The following is a 21,309-nucleotide window of genomic DNA, read 5'->3' on the forward strand; positions in this document are numbered from 1 at the left end:
ATCTTGCTAGATTCCAATTGTACGAGAACGCTTTTAATTCGATTGAGAGCGACTTGGACTACTTTGAGCAACTACCTTCTCGGAGTGAACGCTTTGAGCCTCTTTGAGAGTGCCTTTCTGCTTGCGCTGACCCTCCCCCTTAGCTAAATTCCCCAAGTAAAAAAAGACTGCCTCAAAAAGACAGTCTTTTTTCAAATAGATTAGCGTACTTCTGTACCTGCAATCGTAGCAATAGCTTTTAACACTTTATTGTGTGCGGCTACTACTTCTTCGTCCGTTAAAGTACGTTCTGGATCGAAGTATGTGAGAGAAAATGCAACGGATTTTTTACCTAGCTCCATTTTTTCCCCTTCATAAACGTCGAATATGCGAATGTCTTTTAATAATTTCACGCCAGCTGCGCTGATAGCTTCGACAACTTCACCTGCTGTTGTTGCACGGTCCATAATGAGCGCGATATCACGAGACATGACTGGGAAACGAGGCACTGATGTATATGCAAGTGGGGCTTCTTGTGCATTTGCATTTAATAGGGCAACTAAATTCATTTCCATAACATATGTGTCTTTGACTCCCCATGCTTTTTGCTCTGCAGGATGGAGTCCACCAATAATACCGACTTGCTCGCCATCTAATAAGATGCTAGCCGTACGTCCTGGATGTAATCCATCCACTTGTGCTTTCACAAATGTCATGCGATTTTCTAAGCCAAGTTTACCGATTACACCTTCGATAATACCTTTTAGCACAAAGAAATCTACTGTTTTTTTCTCACCTTGCCAAGCATGATCTAGCCATTTACCTGTTAGTACCGCTGCTACATGCTCTTCTTCGTAAGGTTGCCCTTCATCTGATTGACCAAGGAACACAGAACCAATTTCATATAAAGCAACACCCTCAGCCTGGCGAGCCACATTATACGCAGTCGCTTCGATTAAGTGTGGAATAAGGCTTTGACGTAATGTAGAGCGCTCCTCACTCATTGGCATTAACAATTTAGTTACTGGCTCTGCTTTTAAGGCAAAACGTTGTGACAATGCATCAGATGTTAATGAATATGTTACAGCTTGGTAGAGGCCAGCCCCTTCCAAATAATGACGAACAACACGGCGATTAGCTTGGTATGGTGTTAGATTGCCTACTTGTGTTGCCCCCTCTGGCAATGTCATAGGGATTTCATCATAACCGTAAAGACGAGCAATTTCCTCTACAATATCCTCTTCGATTTTAATATCTTGGCGGCGTGTTGGTGCATCAATCATTAGTAAACCATTTGCTGCCTCTACACCAAATTTTAGACGCTCTAAAATCGAAAGCATATCTTCCAATGCAATCTTCATCCCTAAACGCTCATTAATAAAATCTGGAGAAACGACTACTCGCGCTGCTGTTTTATCTAACTCATCTACTAGACATGTACCCTCTAATACTTCACCGCCAGCTAATTCAGCAAGCAATGCGGCAGCACGTTCAGCGGCTGGTAAGACACGATTTGGGTCTACCCCTTTTTCAAAACGAGCCGATGCATCTGAACGTAGACCAAGGTGACGAGATGCTTGGCGTACTGTTAAACCATCAAAATAAGCTGATTCAATGACAACAGTCGTTGTTGCGTCTGTTACCTCTGAATTGGCACCACCCATTACGCCAGCAATCGCCACTGGTTCTTTTCCATTCGTAATGACTAAATCAGAAGCTTTTAAAGTTCGTTCTTGGTCATCCAGTGTTGTGATTTTCTCACCTTCTTTTGCTTTACGAACGACGATTTCACCTGTTGCTAGGCTATCATAGTCGAAAGCATGCAATGGTTGACCATATTCCATTAACACATAGTTGGTTACATCCACGACATTATTGTGAGGGCGTACACCCGCTGCCATTAAACGATTTTGTAACCACATTGGTGACTCACCAATTTTTACGTTTTTCACCACTTTTGCGACATACATCGGATTTGCTTGTAAATCTTCCACACGTAGCTTTAATAAATCCTGTGCTTTTTCATTAGCCGTTTTATATGCAATCTCTGGATACTTAATTTCCTCAGTAAGGATGGCACCTACTTCATAGGCTACACCAAGCATAGAAAGAGCATCTGAGCGGTTTGGTGTTAAGCCTAGCTCTAGCACTGTATCACGTAAGCCTAAAATAGCCAGTGCATCAGAGCCAACTTCTGCATCTGACGGTAATACGTAGATTCCTTCTGAATATGCTTTAGGAACAAGCTTGCCTTCGATTCCAAGTTCTTGCAATGAGCAAATCATACCGTTTGATTCATGACCACGAAGTTTTGCTTTTTTTATTTTAATGCCACCTGGTAAATGTGCACCGGGACGAGCAACAATGACTTTTTGACCAGCATCTACATTTGGTGCACCACAAATAATTTGTTGTGGCTCTGCTTCTCCAACATCAACTTGACAAATATTTAACTTATCAGCTTCTGGATGTTTCTCTTTAGACACTACATAGCCAACCACTACTTTATCCATAGCGTTTGCACGATCAATAACTGCATCTACTTCGATACCAGAGCGTGTAATTTTTTCAGCTAATAGCTCAGGCGCTAAGTCCTGTGTATTGACATAATCTTTTAACCATTCTAATGATACTAACATGTTTTATCCCCCTTACGCTTCTGTTCGCTCGAATTGTGATAAGAAACGAGTGTCACTTGTATAGAAATGACGAATATCGTCAACACCATATTTCAACATCGCAATACGTTCTGCACCAATACCGAAAGCGAAGCCAGAAACTTTCTTCGGATCATAGCCAGCCATTTCTAATACATTTGGATGCACCATACCTGCGCCTAGAATCTCAATCCAACCTGTGCTCTTACATACATTACAACCAGCGCCACCACATTTGAAACAAGAAATATCCATTTCTACTGATGGCTCTGTGAATGGGAAGAAGCTCGGACGAAGTCGAATTTCGCGGTCTGCACCAAACATTTTTTTCGCTAAAGTATCTAATGTTCCTTTTAGATCACTCATACGAATATTCTCGCCAATGACTAAACCTTCAATTTGCATAAATTGATGGGAATGTGTTGCATCATCATTATCGCGACGGAATACTTTACCTGGACAAATGATGCGAATAGATTCACCCTTTTTTGCTTCCATTGTACGAGCCTGTACTGGCGAAGTATGCGTACGTAGCAATATTTCCTCGGAAATATAGAACGAATCTTGCATATCACGTGCTGGGTGTCCTTTTGGTAAATTTAGTGCTTCAAAGTTATAGTAGTCCTTTTCTACTTCAGGACCTTCAGCAATTTCATAACCCATTCCGATAAATAAATCTTCAATTTCTTCAATGACGCGTGTTAACGGATGGCGATTTCCTACTTTCACTTCACGACCTGGTAAAGTGACATCAATCGACTCACTTGCTAATTTTTCAGCAATCGCTGCTTCCTCTAGAACAACCACCTTTGTTTCTAGTACTGCTGTTACATTTTCACGAACATTATTCACTAAAGCCCCCATTTTCGGACGTTCTTCAGCTGATAATTTCCCCATCCCTTTTAGTAAATCTGTGATAGGTCCTTTTTTCCCTAAATATGCAACACGCACTTCATTCAATTCTTTTAAATTTGCTGCTGCTTCAATTTTAGCAAGAGCTTCTTGCTCTAATTGTTTTAATTGCTCTTCCATGTTAAAACCTCCTTAGAAAATAAATGCCTGCATTTTAGGCATAAAAAAAACTCGCCCCTAAAAAGGGACGAGGACATATTCGCGGTACCACCCTAGTTATTGCAAGCAAAAAACTTACAATCACTTCATTGACATAACGACTTGATGAAGCCGGCACACCTTTACAGCATCACGCTGGTCCCGGTAGCTGCTCACGGGCTGAATTCAAAATTGCATTGGTACGGCGTCGGCTCTCAATCTCCGGCCTTACGCTCCCTGTCGTCCATTCACAATCTTTACTACTTCCCGATCAAAGCATTTATTATTTAAACATACATTTTAGAATAAATTATACAATAACGAATAGTAGCAAATCAAGAGACAACTACCTGAATCCCACAAGGATCTGTCAATTATTTCACAAAGCCATATAAAACAATACCTGTTGCAACTGCTACGTTTAATGATTCAGCTTGTCCAAAAAGTGGAATAATCATATTTTGATCTGTCATCGCTAATAGCTGTGGCTGGATGCCACTTCCTTCATTCCCCATAATAATAGCAAATGCACCCGAATGCTGAATGTCACTATATGGCACTGCCTCCTCATCCAAAGCAGTACCAAAGACAGGTACACCTTGATTTTGTAGCAAGTCTACCCATTCTGCTAAGTCTCCGCGTACTACTGGGATATGGAAATGGGAGCCTTGAGCTGCGCGTAATGTTTTAGGATTGTAGGCATCTGCACAGCCTTTTCCTAAAATCACGGCATCTAATCCTGCTGCATCGGCAGTGCGTATCATTGTTCCAATATTACCAGGATCTTGGACTGCATCAATTAATAGCACTTTACGCCAAGTGGCCTTCACTTCATCCTCTAAAATTGGCTGTTTACATACAGCAAACACGCCTTGAGAAGTTTCTGTTTCTGCGAATTCCTTTGTTACTGCTGCTGTTACTTCTACAATAGCAACATCATCAATCGGCCATAACATTGGCAAATCAATACCTTCACGTACAATAATTTGTAATACTTGCTCTTTATTTTTTAAAGCTTCCTCCACAAGATGAAAACCCTCTATTAGAAATTCACCTGATCGTTCACGCTCTTTTCTTGTTGTCGCTAACTTTTTCCAATATTTCACTAACGCATTTTGCGTAGATTCAATTCTCTTCATATGCTACCTCTTACCGCCTTTTTCCTATATATTGACCACTATTATACCTTAGCAAATGGCAAATTTCATAGTTATGTGAGAAAACTATTATTTTCTACAGTCGTTCAGTAAAGAACAATATAGACATGCTATAATTAGACACAGCATACTAAGTCAAGGCAGCTGAATATAAATGAAAAAAACGATACATGTCGTTGGTGTCATTATAGAAAATGAGCAGCAAGAAATTTTCTGTGCTTTAAGAAATCCACATATGGTACTAGCAAATTACTGGGAGTTTCCTGGTGTGAAGATAGAACACGGCGAAACACCTGCGCAGGCGCTTTATCGTGAAATTTTTGAGGAATTTGACTGTATGATTCAAGTAGGTGATCGAGTCGCAGTAACCCTTCATGAATACGACACATTTTTCGTTCACTTAGAAACATATAAGGCAACGATTGTGAAAGGCGTACCCAAAATACTAGAACATGCTGAAGCAAAATGGGTTCCTCGCAAGCAATTGCTCGAACTTCCATTCGCTCCAGCAGATCTACCTTCTATCCAAAAATTATTAGCCGAAAAATAAAGACATTCATTTCATCTCATGATAATGAGTAACTCGGTTGCATCCATACGCTTTCAATACATACAGTGCTTCATCTGCTTTTTTTATGAAAGGCATGTCTGTATCCCCAGCTGTTATTGTAGCAATCCCTCTACTGAGCGTAATACGTCCTGTCGGCCAATTATCCTGCTTAACAGTTTGTCTTAATTGTTCTCCAATTGCTTTTGCCACAGCTATTTCGTTCACTGGTAAGATGCTGATAAATTCCTCATCGCCGTAACGAGCAACATTGTCTTTTACACGCACTCGATGCTGCAGTAGCTGTGCTAATTGAACAGGACATCATCTCCCACTTAATGACCCTCTATATCATGAACGTTTTTAAAATGATCGATATTTAAAATACATAAGGAGAAGGGCTCTGCCGTCCCCGTGAGCCTCACCTTTTTCAACAACAAGCACCTTTCTCCCCATGAAACTTATCAAAGAATTTGAAGTTTCAACTATTTTACTGGACTCACATGAAAATACTCATTTTCACCTTTGAAACATATGATGCACTAATAACATCGTGTAGGAGGTGTTCTATGCTTATTCATGTAGTGAGTGCTGGCGAAACATTATGGCAAATAGCCAATCATTATGCTGTACCTGTTCAATCGATCAGTCTATTAAATGCATTAGCTACACCCGATCAATTAGCTATCGGGCAATCACTAGTTATTCCTTCTCCTTATACCATTTATACTGTTCAAAGTGGGGACACGTTATGGTCAATTGCTCAACGCTTTAGTGTTCCTTTACAATCCATCATTTCAGAAAATCATCTAACAAATCCCGATATGTTAACACCAGGAACGAAATTAATAATTCCCCCCATCATCCATATCGTGCAGCCAGGAGAAACATTATGGCAAATAGCTCAGCGCTACGGTACGACCGTTCAAGTCATTGTGGTGGAAAATCAAATAAACAATCCTAATATGCTATATGTAGGAACTAATTTAATCATCCCAAGAGAATTACCGATGATTGAAGTCAATGCTTATTCCTATCAGCCATCTGAAGAAGCGATTGATTCAATTAATGCCGTTGGTCATCTTTTAACGTACTTTAGTCCCTTTGCTTATAAAATGAAGGAAGACGGTACATTACAGCCCATCAGCGACGAAAGTATGATAGCAGCTGCAAAGGCTAAAAACATCATCCCTATGTTAACGCTCGCTAATTTTACTGCTACAGAAGAAGGCTCTAATTTAGCACATGTCGTCTTGTCCGATGCTGACCTACGAAAAAAAGTTATGAATAATGTTTTACAAGTGATGCAAGATAAAGGCTACCAAGTATTGAATATCGATTTTGAAAATGTTTTGCCAGCAGATCGTGAAAATTTCAATGCCTTTATACAATTAGCCGCTGATATGCTTCATCCAAAGGGCTATTTAGTGTCAACTGCCCTTGCACCAAAAACAAGTGCTACGCAAACTGGCACATTGTATGAAGCACATGATTACGAAGCACATGGGAGAATTGCAGATTTTGTAGTATTAATGACGTATGAATGGGGATATCGACTTGGCCCTCCACAAGCCATTTCCCCTATTAATGAAATGCGAAGAGTTGTGGAATATGCCTTAACTGAAATTCCAGCCGATAAGATTCTATTGGGCTTTGAGCTGTATGCGCGTGATTGGCTCTTACCTCATGTCAAAGGACAGGAAGCAGAAACGTTTAGTCCGCAGGAGGCGCTTAATAGAGCCATCAAGTACGGAGCAACAATACAATTTGACCCGACTGCACAATCTCCTTTTTATCAGTATGTCGATGAGCAAGGAAGGCATCACGAGGTATGGTTTGAAGATGCAAGAAGTGCACAGGCGAAATTTGATATGGTCAAACACTATAACCTTCGAGGTATTAGTTATTGGGCATTAGGTTTCCCGTTCCCTCAAAATTGGGTTTTATTAAGCAATCATTTTTCCATTAAAAAACCGTAGTGCTCGTTATTGTTCTCAAAAAATAAAGAGCTATGCAACTTTTTCCCATGTGAAGTAACGACTTACTACCTGTGATGTCGGGATAAAAAATGCTGTTTGAAGCCATATTAACCTATATCAACAGGAAAGGAGCAACTCACATGGGAAGAGACAATAAACAAGGTCAAAGCAATAATAAAGCTTCATTACCTCAAACACCAAAAAACCAAAAAATCGCACCAAATAAGGTGAGTGAAGAATTTTCTCAAGAGTTTATGGAGCTCATTAATTCAGTCACACAAAACAAAAATAAACAAAAAAAATAAGGGGGGCTTCCGTTGAATTTTCAACGTGCACAAGAAATTGTTGCCTCACCGTCAGAATATGAAGTGAGCTATAATGGCGTTTCCGTCTGGATCGACCAACTCCACAATGATGAGAAAACAGCGACTGTTCACCTTCGCCGCTCTTTAGAGGAGCGATCTGAAGTAGCTATTTCCGAATTAAAGGAAGAATATCTCGTTCATTAAACAGATAGAACCTGCTTATTTGCATAGTCAATAAGCAGGTTCTTTTTTTATTTAAATAATATAATCCTCAATATATTGAAGCTGTGTTAACACTTCATCTATATGGTGGTGTAACTCCGTATAAGTTTCTGAAATTTGCTGAGGTGAGATTGGCTTACTAAATAGATAGCCTTGAATATAATCACAACCGCCATCCATCAGAAATGATAGTTGTTCCACTTCTTCAATACCTTCTGCAACAACCTTTAAACGCAAATGTTTAGCCATCGAAATAATCATGGAAACAAGTGCTTCATCGTTTGGATTATGCGGCACATTTCTTACAAAAGTACGGTCGATTTTTAAACAATCAATGGGAAAATCCTTTAAATAGGATAAAGATGAATAGCCTGTTCCAAAATCATCTACAGCAATTTGAATGCCTAATGCCTTTAATTCATGTAATAGCTGTGTCATTTGATCAATATTCATCGTCATACTTTCCGTAATTTCTAATTGTAGATATTTAGGCGTCAATTTTGTGCGTTGTAAAATTTCTTCCACCATTTCTACTAAATCCTGCTGAAATAATTGCCCAAGTGACAAATTCACTGCCACCTTCATCGGGGGTAACCCTTGTTTTTCCCATGTTTTCGCTTGCATACAAGCTGTTTCTAATATCCATTTACCTAATGGGATAATAAGCCCACACTCTTCGGCAATGGGAATAAATACATCTGGTGGTACAAAGCCACGCGTCGGATGCCGCCAGCGGGCCAATGCTTCGACGGATTCAATTGTGCCCGTCTTTAAATTTACCTGTGGCTGATAATCTAAATAAAACTCATTATTGGCTAATGCATTATGTAAGTCTTGCTCTAACAAAATTCGATCTGCAATGTCTTTTGACATATAAGGCTTATAAAAAAGAAATCTTTGGGGTATTTGTCTAGCCTCTCTCATTGCTAATTGGGCATGCATCAATAGCTCTTCGCCCGTCCATTTATCCTCATAGAGGGCAATGCCCATATTCAAGTTGCCATTTAATGAAAATAATTGTACCTGCAAAGGGTCTTTCATGGCACTTTTGAGATTTAAGCAAAATTGTAATAATTCTTCAACCGTCTTTACATGATTAATATAAATAACAAATTGACCCTCTCGCAGCTTCGTTGCAAAATAATGAGGAGGTACAATCGCTTGAATGCGCTCTGCGACAAGCTTCATCATTTTATTAGAATTACTTATCCCGATAGAGGAGCGAATGGCTGCAAAACGGTCAATTTCTATGGCAATGATGGCCTTCTGCACTTGATTATCATGTAAATTTTCCTTTAACGTCTTTAGTAATAAATGCTCATTTGGCAGTAGTGTTATATCATCGTGATAGGCCTGAAATCGCAGCTCTTCTTGAGATTGTTCAAGATCCTTTTTAATTTTTAATAATTGTTGAAACGGCTTTTCCACAGATGTATAATAAATCGCCTTTAAGAAAAAGTAAAAGGCTAAAAATTGATAAATTAATGCCGAGAAATCCCATATCGCATTTTGATCTTGACTAAAAATAAAAAAGACATCACTTACAATAAGCGAGATGGCTGCACTGATTAACCACATCGATCGCTTCGGCATTTTTTTTAGATACCTACTTACTATCACAATGGTTATAATTTGAAGAATTATAGCAAAAAGGTGTACCATATTATCAATATACACTAGCAATTGTTCTGACAATATGTTGGATACCATATACACTAGAGAAATACTGACTATAACGAATAGCAAAGAACTACCATATGTAAACAACCGATAGTTCATTGATAATTGTTGTCTTTTGAATAAAATAATCAGTAGAAATCCAATGGATAGATACACACGCATTAATATATGTATTGACTCGTCCATATAGCCCCATTCAGTAGATTGACTAAAGAACAAGCTAACTAATTCAAGTAATGCAATTATAAAAAAAATGTTCCCTATGTATAAAGTTTGATTGGATAATAAGTGTGAAAATACTAAATAAGATTGGATCGCAATAGCCATTGTAAAAACAATGATTAAAACTTGGATCACCAATTTTAAATTTTGATAAATGTCACCTTGGAATACACCATACATTTGATTGCTAAAGCTTAATAATGGTATGACAAGTAATAACGGCAATATTATGTACCAAACCTCTTTTTTCTCTATTTGATTAAACCATTTCTCCACTACAAACCCTCCATACAACTATCTAAACATTGACTAGGAAATTCTAACTAACTATATTAAATAATACACTTAGAATTGTATATTTCTTTGACTTCTTACAAATCATAACACTTTTATCTGAATTTGTATGCATTCATATCAAGTATGCTAATATTCATTTTATTTCAATATTAGCATACTTTTGATATTTTAGTACTTCATTCCACTTCAAAAACTTGGTTACTTAGCCTCTGGAAGATTCTAGCCCGTCTTTTTTTACTAGCAGCGACAGATAAACCTAGTACTTTGGCTATTTCTTGATCATTGTAGCCTTCTACATAATAAAGGAGTAGTATTTTTCTTTCTATCTGCTTTAACTGGGTCAAAATACTTTCAAGGTCAATAGAATTTTTTTGATTCTCCCCTCCTTTGAACTCACTACGAACATAATCGAGTGTTTCATCATCAACGACTGTTATTCGCTCTTTATAGCTTTTTTCCTTTGATAATTCATTTAAAATCTCTCCTTTGATCGATGAATATATATAAGCGGAAAATTGTCCTTTTGCTGGATCTGCTTTTAGCCATGCCCTCCATACAGCAATGGAAGCAATATGACGATAATAATCAAACTCCTTATAGATATGAAGTTGCTTAAGAATAACGGTAATCATTGGTTGCACACATTCTAATATTTCTTCAAAGGATTGTGTTGGTGAAAGCTTTTGCTCGTTCTGAATAGACATTTTACTCTTCCTGTCGACTATGCACAGTCCAATATTCCTAGGTGATACTATCTTAGTCCCTGGCGTTTATTGAAAGCGAGTACACGTTTTCATCATTTCATCGTTGAGAATGACTAAAATCCCTGTCCTATTTATACATAATCTCAGCAATTTATTGTAAAAATCATATATTTTTCTTTGGCATTTCATACATATTTAAACGATGATTGGACAAATTACTACTAAGGAGGCGAAATAGATGAATTTTCAAATAAGAGATGCCATTACTGCAAATGTTCATGGTCAATCTGCAGCAGAATTTAAAGATATTGTGGAAGATGCCATTAACCGTGGAGAAGAACATTTACTGCCAGGGCTTGGGGTGTTTTTCGAAAATTGGTGGAAGCAATCAAGTCCATCTGAACAAGATGAATTCGTTCAAAAACTAGAAAAAATATTTGCAAACTGATTTTTAATGCACAGTGCATTCCATTTCCAATAAATGCGTGATAAAGTTTTATTTATCAGAAAATTTGGAGGGATTGGAATGACTGTTGCAGTAGAATTACTTGTCAATCAACTCAAACAGGTGTTATTAGAAGAACAAGTGTCAACAAACGAAACGGTACGACAGCTACATGGGGAGGATGAATCTCATCATGCGGTGAGCCTACCTGATATCGTTGTTTTTCCACGCTCCACAGCAGATGTCAGTGCCGTTTTAAAAATTGCACATGCACAACGTGTACCAGTTGTACCATTTGGTGTTGGCTCCAGCCTAGAAGGAAATGCAATTCCTATTGCACATGGTATTTCCATCGACTTCTCTGAAATGAATGCTATTTTAGAAGTTCGACCTGATGACCTTCTTGTAAAAGTACAGCCTGGGGTCACACGTTCTCAATTAAATAAGGAATTAAAAAAGCACGGTCTACAATTCACAGTAGATCCAGGTGCAGATGCAACATTAGGTGGCATGGCAGCAACGAATGCTAGTGGTACAACCGCAGTACGTTACGGTGTTATGCGGGATCAAGTTCGTGATTTAGAGGTTGTACTTGCAGACGGCTCCGTCATCCATACTGGTAATTTAGCCGCGAAGTCCTCTTCTGGTTATCATCTCAACGGTCTATTTGTAGGCTCAGAAGGGACACTTGGCTGCTTTACAGAGTTAATATTGAAAGTCTACGGTATACCTGAATTTGTAACAGCAGGACGCGCAGTTTTTGATACAGTAGGCGATGCTGTCTGTGCCGTCACTGCTTTATTACAGGTAGGCATTTCAATCGGCCGAGTGGAATTAGTTGATGAAGCCTCTATGAAACAAGCCAATATCTATAACGATACTTCCTATAGCGAAAAACCAACATTATTTTTAGAATTTCACGGAAATGAAGCAGGTATGCATGCAGATATAGCATTTGCTACAGAAATTTTTGAGGACTTCGGCTGTCTATCCGTTGAATTTGAACAAGATAATGCGGCACGTAACAAGCTTTGGGAAGCACGTCATTCCTTAGCCTATGCGTATATTCATGCTTACCCTGGGAAAAAGCTTATGTCAACAGATGTCTGTGTACCAATCTCCATGCTTGCAGAAACCATTTTGTATGCGCGTGAGCAGCTCGATCATATTGGTCTTGCAGGCGGGATTGTCGGACATGTGGGCGATGGAAATTTCCATGCACTACTAATGTTAAATCCTAATGACATAGAGGAGCAGGCAAAAGCAGATCGCTTCAATGAACAGATTGTTCAATATGCTTTACTTCGGGGTGGTACATGTACAGGTGAACATGGTGTTGGCATTGGCAAAATGAAATATCAAGCTACTGAGCACGGTACCTCTTTAGCTGTCATGAAAAGTATAAAAGCAGCACTCGATCCATATAACATTATGAATCCAGGGAAAATTTTCACCCTATAACTAACGATAAACCCGCTGAATGACTATGTCATCAGCGGGTTTATGTTTATAAATCATAGCGGAAGCTCTTGACTAAAATGTCGCCCTTATAAAATTCCTTTGACTCGTCTCGTACAAAGCCTAGAGATAAATAAAGATTAATAGCAGCCTGCATGATATCACCTGAATGTAAATAAAGAGCCTTATCCTGTCTCTTTCTGGCAAAGGCAAAACTTTCGTGTAATAATTTCTTAGCGACCCCTTGCCCTCTTCCTTTCGGATGTACGCCTAACAAGCGTACGATCGTAGATTGAATATTCAGCTCTGGCAAGCCATATGCTTTTTCCGCATCAGTAAATATTTGTAGCCCTCCTACTATCTCCTCACCACGCTTTGCTACAAGAATTGTTTCTGCGTTCGGATTGCCGACTGAAGCACGGATATCACTTAAATATGACTGCCAATGTTCAGGGTCCTGATAGTCTTTTTCGTATTGCTCATAGCTCTCGACTAAAACCTCAAGATAGCGTTCATAATCTTCCTCTTGTAAATGTTCAATCACAATGTCAGCTACTGTCATGCTAGTTTCCCCTTTCTATGATGAAAAGCCACCCTTACGATAGGCGGTTACTCTTTTTTCAATGCGATGTGAGATCCATTCTGCCACAATTGATATTCCCCAATAAATGATTCCCACAGCAATAAATGACTCTAAAAACTTTAAATTCACAGAAGCAACGATATTCGCAGCACCAGTCAACTCTTTAATAGATAGAAAAAATGCTAAGGATGTGGCATGTAAAAAGCCAATAAAGACGTTTGTCAAATTCGGAATAGACTGCCCAAATGCTTGCGGTAAGATATAACGTCGCATCGCTTGAGTAAATGTTAAACCAATCGCATAGGCTGCTTCTAATTGTCCTTTCGGTACACTTAATATTCCTGAGCGAATAATTTCAGAAGCATAAGCTCCCGCACTAAGTGTTAAGGCGAGTATGACAAAAAATAATATAGGAATGGTGCTTGATTGTATCTTTAACTGTAAAGTACTTGCCATCATATCCACTAGCATTGGCAAGCCAAAATAAACGAGCATGATATGCATAATAATGGGCGTGCCTCTAAAAAAAGAGACATAAAAATTAAGTATAGGCGCAATAAATTTTATTTGTTTAATGCGAACAAAAGCGACGATTATCCCTATAACAATACCTAATAAAACAGGTGTAATGGTCATGAATAAGGTTAAAGGTATTACTTTACTAATTTCTCGTAAGGCTTCTACTATAAAAGCCAGATCAATGGTCATACTATATTCCCCCTATTGTGAAGCCAATTCCTTTGGCATATAACGATTAAAATAGCGTTCATTGAACTTAAATAGTTTTTCCAGCACGATCACGATAATATAGTAAACAATAGACAATGCTACATAGATTTCAAACGCTCGTGTCGTTGAAGCAATCAAGGTTTCTCCACGTCCAACCATATCCATTACGCCAATAGAGAACGCTAGTGATGTATCTTTTAATGAACTAATCATCGTGTTTGCTATATTTGGAAAAGCAACACGAATTGCCTGTGGGAAAACAATGCGCATAAAAGCCTGTGTTCCATTTAAGCCTACTGAATAGGCAGCCTCCATTTGTCCTCGGTCAACGGTTAAAATAGCAGCACGAAATATTTCGGCAAAGGCTGCCGCATTGCTTAGTGTGTAGGTAATAATGACAAAATACATCGCATCCATGCGAGTAACATCAATATGAATCAATTTTAGCAATGCAGGTATGCCGTAAAATACTAAGAACAACTGCACTAAAATAGGGGTTCCACGAATAAAGGATATATAGACCGTGATGATCTGCTTCAATACGGGTATGTGAAGTAGCTTCGGTATGGCTAGCACAATCCCTAGTACCATACCAAAAAGTATGGAGAATAGTAGTATTTCAAATGTTACTGGTAAATATTGAAGCAATGTTGGAATGATCTTCGCAATGAGCATGACATCAAAGTTATTTTCCATACTTCCGCCTTCCTTTCCTGTCATTAGAAGTCTACTGTGTAATCATCACCTAACCATTTTTTACTAAGTTCACTTACCACTCCCTCTTTCTTTAATTCAACGATAGCTTCATCTAAACGCTCCTGTAATGTCACTTCATCTTTATTGAGTAAAAAGTATACTTTTGAATTTAATAATGCGTCACCTACAACCTTTTGTTGTGCTTCATTGCTCTCGTTATAGTATCTGACTGCGAACGGTGTTGTAATAATGGCATCAATACGACCTGTAGCCAGTTGATTATTGACATCTACTGAACCAGAAGAATAGACGATATTCGCTCCTAAATTATGCTCTTTATTATATTTTTCAATAAAAACAGCGGAGTTACTCGTTGGTGAAACACTGATATTCTTCCCTTTCAAATCCTCAACGGATTGAATTTCTTTATTTTTCTCATTCACTGTCACCTTTAATGGGAAGACATTATACGGCTCTTTATTGAATAAAAACTTCTCCTGTCGTTCACTATTGACTTCCATTTGATGGGCAATAAAATCAATTTTCCCTGTCTCTAAACTTAGTAATAAATTGGAAAATTCCATTGTTTTAAACTCAAATTCATATTCTGGTAGCTTCTCATCAATTGCTCGAACAAGCTCCACGTCATAGCCCGTTAAATTGCCTTTATCATCTAAAAAGCAGATGTTTGGAAACTGTGTCCCCGTACCTACAATGATTTTTTGAACATCTTTCCCACCCTGTGCTGTATTTTGAGCACTCGCATCTCCATCTGATTTTTCTGAGCTTACGCAGGCTGTTAATAGTGCCGCTAGTACAAATAGTAGATAAAACGATATTTTTTTCATAAAATCCCTCATTCCTTCTGTTATGCATGTGAGGGTAAGCTCACAGCAAGTGCCTTCTGCAGGTGTTCTAAACCTATTTCTGTTACAGCTTGATAGATACCCGTTTCACTTGATCCAATTTCTACAACAGGTACATATCGAACACCATATTTTATTTCAAGGATGTCGCGGAACGTATCATTCGACGTGACATCCACCGTTTTGTATGCTATTCGTTGTTCCTGTAAATACGCTTTTATATCCTCGCAATAACTACAACCTTGTTTCGACCAAACAATTATCTCTACATTTTTTGTCATGATGATGACCTCCTTAGCTGACTGCCACTTTTTGCTGTAGCTGTAAATTAACTGGACTTAATAGTTCGAATGAGCGTTTACGTTCAAACTCCTTCAATACAGGAGTATGCAAAATGAATTCATCTACCTGATATTGAACATGAAAATCATCTAATATTGCTTTAATATCCTTAGGCGATCCATAGACAATATCTGCCTCATATTGTTTGACTGTATACGCCTCTCCAGACTCTTGACCAAATTTTTCAGCTAGCTCTATGGATTGTAATGTCAGTGTTCTACCACTCGCTAAATGCACCTTCGTAATTTTTTGATCCCCAATCAATTCCTTTGCTTCCTTTTTGGTTGGAGCTGCAATGGCTGCGATTGATATGGCGAAGTGGCCACTGGCATTATACTCACGATAGATACGTGCTGCTTGCGCTAATACATCATTGTCACTATTAATAAATCGAGCAAAGACAAATGCAATGCCGAGTTTTCCTGCAAGAGCAGCACTTTCTGGGCTAGCACCGAGTAAAAATAATGTTGGCTTTATCTTCGGAATCGGCGTTGCTTGTATACCATATAATTCGTGCTCTTTTGGTATTGATTGCTCCATTAATTGCTGTAAAAATGTTAGTCTATCTTCAAAATCGTCCCCCTGATTGAGCGTGCCATATTGTAATGCCTTTGTGGAAAGAGGTAAACCACCTGGTGCTTTTCCAATACCTAAATCCACTCGTCCTGGCTCCAACGCTGCCAGTACATGGAAGTTTTCTGCCACCTTGTATGGGCTGTAATGTTGTAGCATCACACCACCTGACCCGATATGAATGGATTTTGTCTTTGCCAATAAATAGGAAACTAATACTTCTGGCGAGGAACCTGCTAATGTTTCTGTATGATGGTGCTCCGACACCCAAAAACGTGAGTAACCCAACTGCTCCGCTTTTTGTGCAAGTGCCACTGTTTTTTGCAAAGTTTGTTCGTTTGTTGCATCCTCGATAATCGGACTTTGATCTAATATGCCTAATGTATAGCTCATATAATGCCTCCTAATTTCTTTTATTCGAATAAATTTACTAGGTTTTTAGACAGACTGTGTGACATAGCGACTTTCTTTGAATGGTAACCCCAAATTCCCACGCAGTGTTTCTGCCTCATAGTCTTTACGATAAAGTCCTCTTGCTTGTAAAATAGGCACGACCTTATCCACAAAATCTTCAAGAGCACCAGGCACTGTCACACCAATGATGAAGCCATCTGCCGCTTCCTTTTCAAACCATTTCTGTACTAGATCCGCTACCTGCTCAGCTGTCCCAAAAAAGGCTGTTTTAGGTGTAGCTTCACGTAAAGCAACCTGACGTAATGTAAGACCCTCTTGTTTAGCATATCGTTTAATATAATCAGTTGTACTTCTAAAGCTATTGGCTCCAATGTCACCTAGTTCAGGAAACGGAGCATTCACATCATACTGAGTAAAATCATGATGGTCGAAATAACGCCCAAGATAAGCAAGTGCACGGTCTATGGAAACTAGTTCAACGATTTCTTGATATTTTGCCTCTGCTTCCTCCACTGTATCGCCAATAATAGGTGAAATTCCTGGGAAGATTTTTACTTCATCTGGATTACGCCCAAATGCTGCCACCTCTGTTTTTACTCTTCTGTAAAATGTTTGCGCCTCTTCAATTGATGCACCATGTGTAAAAATAGCATCTGCATCCTTGGCGGCCAATCGAATGCCTGCATCTGATGACCCAGCTTGGAAAATAACAGGCTGACCTTGTTTTGACCGTCCAATATTGAGTGGACCTTGAACTGAAAAATAGGTCCCTTTATGATGTAAAATGTGTAATTTTTCTGGATCAAAAAATTGATCATTGTCAACGTCAGCAATAAATGCATCATCATCCCAAGAGTCCCATAAGCCTTTGACAACCTCTAAATATTCTTCCGCAATTTGATAACGCTCTGCATGGTTAGGATGTTGGTCGATTGTTTTATTGTAGTTCAAAGCAGTACTTTCTAATGGAGTAGTTACTACATTCCAGCCTGCACGCCCCGCACTAATATGATCTAATGAAGCAAATTGTCTTGCCACTGTAAATGGTTCGCTATAGGAAGTTGAAACGGTTCCAACTAAGCCAATATTCTTCGTCGCTACAGCCAATGCTGATAAAATTGTAATCGGCTCAAAGCGGTTTAAAAAATGAGGGATGGATTTTTCATTAATAAATAAACCATCTGCAATAAATGCTACATCAAATTTCCCTTGCTCTGCCTTCTGAGCCTGCTGAATATAAAAAGGCAAGCTTACACTTTGATTACTCGCTACCTTTGGATGACGCCAACTAGAAATATTGCCCCCCACTCCATGAATGATGGCCCCAAATCGAATTTTATCCTGTCTAGCCATGTCAATTCCTCCTCAATCCTTATTATTTACTAAACTTAGTGGTTAAGTATGTTTTTGTTTAAAAATTTTTTATTTATGCTAATTCATAAATAAATTTGGATTGAAAATGATATTACAGTTCCTTTAGACAATATGCAATAGGCTACGTAATAGAAAAAATTTTAAGTTCTGAAAAAATATTTAATCAATGCCTTTCTTGCATGCTTTCAAATTGCTTAGCGGTCTCACAGATTGTCTGCCAAAAGGCTGTCGTCAACACCTCTTTATCTTTATAGGTTAAAAATATGTGTTGATTCATATCCAATAAATGCTTGACGTCTATCTCCACAAATTCACCGCTTTCGAGCTCCTTTTTGACGCAAAGATGTGGTAAAAAGCTAATATAGTTCTTTGTCCGAATAAATTCCTTGGCAACTTCTAAATGATCCGTACGTACTTCAATATTGGCTGTCACACCCTCTATCTCAAACATTTTATGCACATAATTCCAATCAAACGCTCCACATTCAAAAAACACCATTTTCTGTTGGGCTAACTCCTTTGCTTGCATGCGTTCACGTTGTTGTAATAGATGATCACGATGTTTCACAAGTTTCACCGCATTGTTTAATAATAGCTCATTACTGATGCCATCTCGATGCACATATTGAATAAGACCTAGATGGATTTGATGGCTTTGTAACTTTTCTAAAATCATAGTAGTTGAACCTGTAATTAGTTGAAATCGCAAATAAGGAAATTGCTCTTTCCATTTTGGCAATGCATAGGCTAAGAAATACTGTGCTGTCACCCCATTTGCCCCAATACATACTTCATCTGTTTCCTGTGTTTCCTCTAATTGCTTCTTTCCTTGCTGAAACGTTTGGACAATTTGTGTAGCAAACGGTATAAAGTCTTTTCCTTTCTCCGATACGCTCACACTTCGTCCATCTCGGTAAAACAATTCAACACCAAGCTCCCTCTCTAACGATTTGATTCGTGCTGTCACAGTCGGCTGTGAGAGAAACAACGCATTGGCTGCCTTATGGGTACTTTTGTAATGGACAACATATAAAAATGCCTCGATATGGTCTATATTCACGAGAAGTTCACCCCTTCATACTTATTTATCCTATTATATAAATAATTCTTTATATTCTCTATAATTTATTGGAAAACTATGTTTTTAATTTTTATCAAAAGAAAAAGTAACCTAGCGTCTCCTAGGTTACTTTCATAGTGTTGAAAAACAAAACCATCCATAGAATTTATGTGAAAGGTGAAAAAGGATTTCCGTTGCAGGCTACTTGCTTTCCTGTGGGCGAGCGCCGAGCCGCTTCCTCCGTGCAGGGGCTCGCCCGTCTCGCTATTCCCACGGGAGTCAAGTAGCCTTCCACTCCAATCCATAAAATAAAATGTTAACTTTTTAGCAAAAAAGTGAAGGTATTCACTACTCTTTTATGGAGGGGTGTTGGCACACATCACTTCTCCACATTGAAAGTAAGAGGCTATCCTTTCTTAATAATATAAATAATGGGCTATTTTGTTCAGGAAAAGACACTTTTGCAGAATGGTTGATTGGAGTGGAGCCAGCGTCACTCCTAGGGGATTTAGCGTCACAGAGGAGACCCTGGAGCGAACGCAGTGAGTGAAGCGGCTCATCGGACGCCCCCTGGAAAGGACGCTGGCGGAACGGACATCAACCTCTCACCTTGCAAAGTTGGTTTTTCTGCTATTGATATCACCTTTTTTCAACAACATGAAAGTAACCTAGCGTCTCCTAGGTTACTTTACTATGTAACGATGTTGCCATCCATCTTGACAACAAACATCGCGCGTGGTTTACAGCCCTCTGTCTGCGCTACCACTGTTATGTTATTCACTTGAACATCCTCTGCTGCGCAAGTAAACTCTTTTTATCGTACTTCTCAACTCGAGAAGCATATGTCCAAATTTAAGCAAGAATCGATGCCAGTACGGCTTTTTGTGCATGTAGTCTATTTTCGGCTTGTTCAAAGATATAAGAATTAGGTCCATCAATAACTGATGTTGCCACCTCTTCCTCACGATGTGCTGGTAAGCAATGCAAGAACATATAATTTGGTTTTGCGTAGGCAACTAGCTCATCATTAATTTGATAACCAGCAAAGTCTTGTAAACGTTTAGCCGCTTCTTCCTCTTGACCCATGGATGTCCAAACATCTGCATAAACCACATCTGCATTTAACACAGCTTCAACAGGATCATTTGTGATCGTAATCGTACTGCCATTTGCCGATGCAATCGCCTGTGCTTTGGCGATTACTTGCGCATCACACTCATACCCAGCTGGTGTTGCCACAGCGACATTCATGCCGACATGTGCAGAAGCTACGACTAGTGAATGCGCTACATTATTGCCATCGCCTACATAGGCAATTTTAAGCTCTTTTAAAAAGCCTTTATTTTCTGCAATCGTTTCTAAATCCGCTAATGCCTGACAAGGATGATAAATATCCGTTAGTCCATTGATGACTGGAATAGCTGCATGCTCTGCAAGCTCCTTGACCATCGCGTGAGAATTTGCACGAATCATAATCCCATCTAAATAACCAGATAATACATGTGCTGTATCATAAATCGATTCACCACGACCAATTTGCAAATCGCGCGCATGCATAAACATACTTTTTCCACCTAATTGATTCATGCCAACTTCAAATGAAATACGTGTACGAGTTGAATGTTTTTCAAAAATCATGCCAAGTGTTTTACCTTCTAATAATCTTGGACATTTTCCCTCTTTTGTAATCATTTTTAGCTGTGTTGCTAGTTCAATCAGTTCTTGAACCTCTTGACTTGTATAGTCTAGCAATGTTAGAAGATCTTTTCCTTTTAAACTAGATACTAACTTCAACTGTACTTCTTCGAGTAATTTCATCGCCTTCGCTCCTTACATCGTTGCTGTTGAAATTAGTATATCATGCATAAATATAAAATCAACTGAATTTTTATAATTTATTTCAATTAGTAAGTACGAGACTTTAAATGTGACAAAAATTCGCCATATAGAATATTTATGCATACATTAAG

21 protein-coding genes are annotated in these 21,309 nt (G+C 38.7%); 6 read left to right on the top strand and 15 right to left on the bottom strand.

What is annotated here, in order from left to right:
- Nucleotides 1-200 precede the first annotated feature (200 nt).
- The 3 genes from pheT to MHI04_RS16150 form a co-directional block, all read right to left on the bottom strand.
- Nucleotides 201-2,618, bottom strand: coding sequence for a phenylalanine--tRNA ligase subunit beta (gene pheT, locus MHI04_RS16140; protein ID WP_058844333.1), 2,418 nt, complete (start codon nucleotides 2,616-2,618; stop codon nucleotides 201-203).
- 12 nt (nucleotides 2,619-2,630) lie between these two features.
- Nucleotides 2,631-3,668, bottom strand: a complete 1,038-nt coding sequence (pheS, locus tag MHI04_RS16145; RefSeq protein ID WP_036128260.1) for a phenylalanine--tRNA ligase subunit alpha — start codon at nucleotides 3,666-3,668, stop codon at nucleotides 2,631-2,633.
- 392 nt (nucleotides 3,669-4,060) lie between these two features.
- On the bottom strand, nucleotides 4,061-4,825 hold the full coding sequence (locus MHI04_RS16150; RefSeq protein ID WP_058844332.1) for an RNA methyltransferase: 765 nt from the start codon (nucleotides 4,823-4,825) through the stop codon (nucleotides 4,061-4,063).
- 172 nt (nucleotides 4,826-4,997) lie between these two features.
- On the opposite strand from MHI04_RS16150, the gene MHI04_RS16155 reads away from it, so the two are divergent.
- Complete coding sequence (locus tag MHI04_RS16155) at nucleotides 4,998-5,393, top strand: (deoxy)nucleoside triphosphate pyrophosphohydrolase (RefSeq protein WP_058844331.1); 396 nt, start codon at nucleotides 4,998-5,000, stop codon at nucleotides 5,391-5,393.
- A 6-nt stretch (nucleotides 5,394-5,399) separates the two neighbouring features.
- Here MHI04_RS16155 and MHI04_RS16160 read toward each other — a convergent pair whose 3' ends face one another.
- Complete coding sequence (locus MHI04_RS16160) at nucleotides 5,400-5,678, bottom strand: diguanylate cyclase (protein ID WP_058844330.1); 279 nt, start codon at nucleotides 5,676-5,678, stop codon at nucleotides 5,400-5,402.
- Nucleotides 5,679-5,959: 281 nt separating this feature from the next.
- Here MHI04_RS16160 and MHI04_RS16165 point away from each other — a divergent pair, with 281 nt between their 5' ends.
- The 3 genes from MHI04_RS16165 (at nucleotide 5,960) to MHI04_RS16175 (ending at nucleotide 7,878) form a co-directional block, all read left to right on the top strand.
- The gene (locus MHI04_RS16165; protein ID WP_036128266.1) at nucleotides 5,960-7,369 is read left to right on the top strand and encodes a LysM peptidoglycan-binding domain-containing protein; all 1,410 of its coding nucleotides are present in this window, start codon (nucleotides 5,960-5,962) and stop codon (nucleotides 7,367-7,369) included.
- Between the two features lie 140 nt (nucleotides 7,370-7,509).
- Complete coding sequence (locus MHI04_RS16170) at nucleotides 7,510-7,674, top strand: YfhD family protein (protein ID WP_139149533.1); 165 nt, start codon at nucleotides 7,510-7,512, stop codon at nucleotides 7,672-7,674.
- Between the two features lie 12 nt (nucleotides 7,675-7,686).
- Complete coding sequence (locus tag MHI04_RS16175) at nucleotides 7,687-7,878, top strand: H-type small acid-soluble spore protein (RefSeq protein WP_036128267.1); 192 nt, start codon at nucleotides 7,687-7,689, stop codon at nucleotides 7,876-7,878.
- Nucleotides 7,879-7,929: 51 nt separating this feature from the next.
- Here the strand turns inward: MHI04_RS16175 and MHI04_RS16180 are convergent, their stop codons facing one another.
- Together MHI04_RS16180 and MHI04_RS16185 are read right to left on the bottom strand one after the other, a co-directional pair.
- Nucleotides 7,930-10,074 (bottom strand): EAL domain-containing protein, encoded by a 2,145-nt coding sequence (locus MHI04_RS16180; protein WP_244504879.1) that lies wholly within the window; start codon nucleotides 10,072-10,074, stop codon nucleotides 7,930-7,932.
- Between the two features lie 197 nt (nucleotides 10,075-10,271).
- A complete protein-coding gene (locus tag MHI04_RS16185) occupies nucleotides 10,272-10,799 on the bottom strand; it encodes a sigma-70 family RNA polymerase sigma factor (RefSeq protein ID WP_036128268.1) in 528 nt (175 codons plus the stop codon).
- A 238-nt stretch (nucleotides 10,800-11,037) separates the two neighbouring features.
- Here MHI04_RS16185 and sspI point away from each other — a divergent pair, with 238 nt between their 5' ends.
- Both sspI and MHI04_RS16195 read left to right on the top strand, forming a co-directional pair.
- The gene (gene sspI / locus MHI04_RS16190) at nucleotides 11,038-11,247 is read left to right on the top strand and encodes a small acid-soluble spore protein SspI (protein WP_036128269.1); all 210 of its coding nucleotides are present in this window, start codon (nucleotides 11,038-11,040) and stop codon (nucleotides 11,245-11,247) included.
- Between the two features lie 78 nt (nucleotides 11,248-11,325).
- Nucleotides 11,326-12,705: an FAD-linked oxidase C-terminal domain-containing protein gene (locus MHI04_RS16195; RefSeq protein ID WP_342535018.1), complete on the top strand. Its 1,380-nt coding sequence runs from the start codon at nucleotides 11,326-11,328 to the stop codon at nucleotides 12,703-12,705.
- A 46-nt stretch (nucleotides 12,706-12,751) separates the two neighbouring features.
- Here the strand turns inward: MHI04_RS16195 and MHI04_RS16200 are convergent, their stop codons facing one another.
- From MHI04_RS16200 to argF, 9 genes are all read right to left on the bottom strand, one after another.
- A complete protein-coding gene (locus MHI04_RS16200) occupies nucleotides 12,752-13,264 on the bottom strand; it encodes a GNAT family N-acetyltransferase (protein ID WP_036128271.1) in 513 nt (170 codons plus the stop codon).
- 15 nt (nucleotides 13,265-13,279) lie between these two features.
- Nucleotides 13,280-13,993, bottom strand: coding sequence for an amino acid ABC transporter permease (locus MHI04_RS16205; protein ID WP_036128272.1), 714 nt, complete (start codon nucleotides 13,991-13,993; stop codon nucleotides 13,280-13,282).
- 12 nt (nucleotides 13,994-14,005) lie between these two features.
- On the bottom strand, nucleotides 14,006-14,710 hold the full coding sequence (locus tag MHI04_RS16210; protein ID WP_036128280.1) for an amino acid ABC transporter permease: 705 nt from the start codon (nucleotides 14,708-14,710) through the stop codon (nucleotides 14,006-14,008).
- A gap of 23 nt (nucleotides 14,711-14,733) precedes the next feature.
- Entirely contained in the window at nucleotides 14,734-15,558 is an 825-nt protein-coding gene (locus MHI04_RS16215; protein WP_342535019.1) for a transporter substrate-binding domain-containing protein, read from the bottom strand.
- 20 nt (nucleotides 15,559-15,578) lie between these two features.
- Entirely contained in the window at nucleotides 15,579-15,857 is a 279-nt protein-coding gene (locus tag MHI04_RS16220) for a glutaredoxin family protein (RefSeq protein ID WP_036128274.1), read from the bottom strand.
- Nucleotides 15,858-15,870: 13 nt separating this feature from the next.
- Entirely contained in the window at nucleotides 15,871-16,884 is a 1,014-nt protein-coding gene (locus MHI04_RS16225; protein WP_271910660.1) for an LLM class flavin-dependent oxidoreductase, read from the bottom strand.
- A 45-nt stretch (nucleotides 16,885-16,929) separates the two neighbouring features.
- Nucleotides 16,930-18,258, bottom strand: a complete 1,329-nt coding sequence (locus MHI04_RS16230) for an LLM class flavin-dependent oxidoreductase (RefSeq protein WP_036128276.1) — start codon at nucleotides 18,256-18,258, stop codon at nucleotides 16,930-16,932.
- A gap of 184 nt (nucleotides 18,259-18,442) precedes the next feature.
- Nucleotides 18,443-19,339: a LysR family transcriptional regulator gene (locus tag MHI04_RS16235; RefSeq protein ID WP_036128277.1), complete on the bottom strand. Its 897-nt coding sequence runs from the start codon at nucleotides 19,337-19,339 to the stop codon at nucleotides 18,443-18,445.
- Nucleotides 19,340-20,191: 852 nt separating this feature from the next.
- A complete protein-coding gene (argF, locus tag MHI04_RS16240) occupies nucleotides 20,192-21,157 on the bottom strand; it encodes an ornithine carbamoyltransferase (RefSeq protein WP_342535020.1) in 966 nt (321 codons plus the stop codon).
- Nucleotides 21,158-21,309: the final 152 nt, after the last annotated feature.

This window comes from Lysinibacillus sp. FSL K6-1151 (assembly GCF_038630755.1).
In the GTDB taxonomy this organism is placed as follows: Bacteria; Bacillota; Bacilli; order Bacillales_A; family Planococcaceae; genus Lysinibacillus; species Lysinibacillus fusiformis_D.

Excerpts from the sequence above, each read along its gene's own strand:
- MHI04_RS16220 (WP_036128274.1), bottom strand. The coding sequence starts at position 15,857 with ATGACAAAAAATGTAGAGATAATTGTTTGGTCGAAACAAGGTTGTAGT.
- MHI04_RS16185 (WP_036128268.1), bottom strand. The coding sequence starts at position 10,799 with ATGTCTATTCAGAACGAGCAAAAGCTTTCACCAACACAATCCTTTGAA.
- MHI04_RS16155 (WP_058844331.1), top strand. The coding sequence starts at position 4,998 with ATGAAAAAAACGATACATGTCGTTGGTGTCATTATAGAAAATGAGCAG.
- sspI (WP_036128269.1), top strand. The coding sequence starts at position 11,038 with ATGAATTTTCAAATAAGAGATGCCATTACTGCAAATGTTCATGGTCAA.
- MHI04_RS16205 (WP_036128272.1), bottom strand. The coding sequence starts at position 13,993 with ATGACCATTGATCTGGCTTTTATAGTAGAAGCCTTACGAGAAATTAGT.
- argF (WP_342535020.1), bottom strand. The coding sequence starts at position 21,157 with ATGAAATTACTCGAAGAAGTACAGTTGAAGTTAGTATCTAGTTTAAAA.
- MHI04_RS16170 (WP_139149533.1), top strand. The coding sequence starts at position 7,510 with ATGGGAAGAGACAATAAACAAGGTCAAAGCAATAATAAAGCTTCATTA.
- MHI04_RS16225 (WP_271910660.1), bottom strand. The coding sequence starts at position 16,884 with ATGAGCTATACATTAGGCATATTAGATCAAAGTCCGATTATCGAGGAT.
- MHI04_RS16165 (WP_036128266.1), top strand. The coding sequence starts at position 5,960 with ATGCTTATTCATGTAGTGAGTGCTGGCGAAACATTATGGCAAATAGCC.
- pheT (WP_058844333.1), bottom strand. The coding sequence starts at position 2,618 with ATGTTAGTATCATTAGAATGGTTAAAAGATTATGTCAATACACAGGAC.
- MHI04_RS16150 (WP_058844332.1), bottom strand. The coding sequence starts at position 4,825 with ATGAAGAGAATTGAATCTACGCAAAATGCGTTAGTGAAATATTGGAAA.
- MHI04_RS16210 (WP_036128280.1), bottom strand. The coding sequence starts at position 14,710 with ATGGAAAATAACTTTGATGTCATGCTCATTGCGAAGATCATTCCAACA.
- MHI04_RS16195 (WP_342535018.1), top strand. The coding sequence starts at position 11,326 with ATGACTGTTGCAGTAGAATTACTTGTCAATCAACTCAAACAGGTGTTA.
- MHI04_RS16230 (WP_036128276.1), bottom strand. The coding sequence starts at position 18,258 with ATGGCTAGACAGGATAAAATTCGATTTGGGGCCATCATTCATGGAGTG.
- MHI04_RS16215 (WP_342535019.1), bottom strand. The coding sequence starts at position 15,558 with ATGAAAAAAATATCGTTTTATCTACTATTTGTACTAGCGGCACTATTA.
- pheS (WP_036128260.1), bottom strand. The coding sequence starts at position 3,668 with ATGGAAGAGCAATTAAAACAATTAGAGCAAGAAGCTCTTGCTAAAATT.
- MHI04_RS16200 (WP_036128271.1), bottom strand. The coding sequence starts at position 13,264 with ATGACAGTAGCTGACATTGTGATTGAACATTTACAAGAGGAAGATTAT.